At 72.7% G+C, this 2,969-nt stretch carries 3 protein-coding genes; all 3 read right to left on the bottom strand.

Annotated elements, in window-relative coordinates; genetic code table 11:
* Positions 1-56: 56 nt before the first annotated feature.
* Complete coding sequence (locus tag ACJ73U_RS25830) at positions 57-1,169, bottom strand: class I SAM-dependent methyltransferase (protein ID WP_407780297.1); 1,113 nt, start codon at positions 1,167-1,169, stop codon at positions 57-59.
* A gap of 44 nt (positions 1,170-1,213) precedes the next feature.
* Complete coding sequence (locus ACJ73U_RS25825; protein WP_407780296.1) at positions 1,214-2,191, bottom strand: ornithine carbamoyltransferase; 978 nt, start codon at positions 2,189-2,191, stop codon at positions 1,214-1,216.
* Positions 2,188-2,969 (bottom strand): condensation domain-containing protein (locus ACJ73U_RS25820; RefSeq protein ID WP_407780295.1); only part of this gene is annotated, 782 nt, incomplete at its 5' end. The genes ACJ73U_RS25825 and ACJ73U_RS25820, both read right to left, overlap by 4 nt.

Here is a 2,969-nt window from a genome sequence, read left to right as displayed (position 1 = left end):
GTCCGGGAGCGGCGCGGGTGAGCCGCGCCGCTCCCGGGCGCCGCGCGCGGCCCCGGTCAGAGCCATCCGCCGAGCAGTACCCGGTGCATCGGCGTGTCCAGCATGGCCACCCGGCGCAGCCCCACGTTGTCCAGCCACTCGTCGTAGTTCTCCGCGGTGTAGGCGTCCCCGCCGCCGGTGGCCAACATCGACGCGGCGAACAGCCACGCGAACCTGTCCTGGATGGACGGCTGGCTGGCACCGGAGGTCACGACCTGGTCCACGACGGCGACCACACCGTCGTCGGCGAGCGCCTTCGTCGCTCGGCGCAGCAGCTCCTGCGCCGAACCCGGGGTCTGCAGGTGGAAGATGTTGACGAACAGCACCAGGTCGAACCCCTCGCCCCAGTCCTCGTTCCAGAAGTCCAGCACCCTGGCGTCGAACCGGCCGGCCACGTCCAGCCGTTCGCTCTGCCGCCGCGCGAGCGGCACGATGCCCGACACGTCCAGCCCCACCGCGGTCAGCTCGGGGAACCGGTCGAGCAGCAGGTGGCTGTAGATCCCGGTGCCGCAGCCGACGTCCACCATGGTGGCCCGGCGGTCGGGGGACCAACCCAGGTCGAGCAACGCCGTGCTGAGCACGTCGACGATCGGCGGCGCCCAGAAGTTCAGGCCGCGCACCAGGTTCCGGTAGTGCGGCTCGGAGATCCCGTTGGCCGACCGGGATCCGTCCGCGCCGACCGCGCCGCCGCGGACCGCGTCGGCCAGATTGCGCCACGCGTCCCATGCCAGCTGCCGGTCGTAGCTCATCTTGCCGGTCAGGCTGAACAACCCGTCCGGGAGCAGGCACTCACGCAGCTCGTCGGGCAGCGTGTACGCCACGGCGCCGTTCTCGCCGGGGCCGCGACGCACGATGTCGTACGCGGCCAACGCGTCGAGCAACACGCGCGTGGCCTGCCCGTCGGTGCCGAGGTCGGCGGCCAGCCGGGCGCTGGTGGTCGGTCCGTCCGCGAGTCGCTCGAACACGCCGAGGTCGTGCGCGGCCTCGATGACGCCCGGCGCCCACAGCGAGATCAGGTGCTCGTACAGCCGGTGCGCCGCGCCGACGTCCCGCGCCCCCGGCGCGTTCGACAGCAGCGTGGTGTCGACCAGCGGGCGCGGAATGCCGCGCACCGGTGATCCGGAGTTCATCGAATGGTCCCCCAGTCTCGTTTTTCCGTCTCGGGCGCGGATGATCAGCGGTGTGCGGGCCGGGCGCCGGCGAGTTGCCCGGATGGTCGGGCGTCCACGCCGTGGCACCATTCCAGGACCGCCATCGCGCTGTACATCTTGTTGACCGCCTGCTCGAACGCGATGCTCATCGGCCCGTCGAGCACCTCTGCGGCGACCTCCTCCCCGCGGTGGGCGGGCAGGTCGTGCATGAACACGGCTTCGGGGTTGTGGCGCCACAGTTCGGCGCCGACCTGGAACGGCGCGAACACCGCCCGCCAGTTCGGATCCTGCTTGGTGGTGCCGGTGGTCTGCCAGCGGGCCGTGTAGATCACGTCGACGCCGTCGGGGAGCCCGGCCATGTCGTGCCGTTCGACCAGTGCGCCACCGGACCGCGCGGCGAGCCGCTCGCCGGTCTGCCTGACCTCGTCGGGCAGACCGTAGCCCGGCGGGGTGCGCAGTTCCAGCCGCAGCCCGGGAAACCGCGTCAGGCCGCGGACCAGCGCGGCGGCGGTGTTGCAGCCACCGTCGCCGACGTAGAGCACCCGCAGGTCCGCCAGCCTGCCGAAGTGCAGCAGCATGGTGGTGAGGTCGGCGATCGCCTGGGTCGGGTGCTCGTCGGCGGTCATCGCGTTGATCACCGACATCCGCTGGTGGCCGGCGTAGGACCGCAGCTCGGCCGGGCTCTCGGTGGTGCGCGCGACCAGCAGGTCGAGCATCCCGGACAGCACCCGCCCGGTGTCCTCCAGTGTCTCGCCGGTGTTGGTCTGCAGGTCGTCCGGGCCGAACGAGACGATCTGCGCGCCCAGCCGCAGGGCACCGACGGAGAACGCGGTCCTGGTCCTGGTCGAGGTCTTGCGGAAGTGGATGCCGACCACCGAACCCCGCAGCGGCAGGCCGGGGTCCACCCCGGTGGTGATCTCCGCACCGCGGCGCACGATGGCGAAGAGGTCCGCGTCGGACAGGTCGTCCAGCGAGATGAGGTGCCTGACCTGCTGGTTCATCGGGTGCCTCCCGTGGGTACCAGGTCGTCCAGCTCGGACAGCCGACGACTCGGTTCCGCCGCGGTCCGGCGCAGCACGCGTACCAGCGCGTCGGCCAGCGGGCGGGCGGCGTCGGCGTCGAACAGGTCCGTCGCGTAGACGAACTCGCCGGTGACGCCGTCCGGGCCGTCGTGGAAGTGGATCTCCAGGTCCGCCCGGATCCCGCCCTCGACGTTGGTCAGCCGGGTGGCGCGCACGCCGGTCAGGTGCGGCACCGGGTCGTCGGGTTCGAGCTGGACGAGTACCTGGGCGAGCGGGGGCCTGCTCAGGTCCCGGTCCGGGACGAGCGCCTTGACCAGCCGCTCGAAGGGCACGTCCTGGTGGGCGTACGCGGCGAGGGCCCAGTCGCGGGTGCGGTCGAGCAGGGTGGCGAAGTCCGGGTCGCCGGCGCAGTCGCCGCGCATCACGACGGTGTTGACGAAGAAGCCGACCAGTCCGGCCACCTCGGGCCGGGTCCGGCCGGTGGTCGGCGTGCCGACGAGCACGTCGGTGACGCCGCAGACCCTCGACAGCAGCGCGTGGCACCCGGCGAGCAGGACCGTGAAAAGGGTGGTGCGGTGCCGGCGCGCGATCTCCCGCAGCGCCCCGGTTTCCGCGCCGCCGAGCGTGAACGGCACGGCGGCGCCGGCGAAACCGGCGACCGGCGGGCGGGCGGCGGTGACCGGCAGGGGCAGCTCGGGCGGTGGGTTCGGCAGCCGCTCCAGCCACCAGCGCAGCTCACCGGCGAGCACCGATCCGC

The organism is Actinophytocola sp., from assembly GCF_045807065.1.
Lineage (GTDB): Bacteria > Actinomycetota > Actinomycetes > Mycobacteriales > Pseudonocardiaceae > Actinophytocola.
The sequence above is the reverse complement of the archived record's forward strand: the minus strand, read 5'-3'. Positions and strand labels throughout refer to the sequence as shown.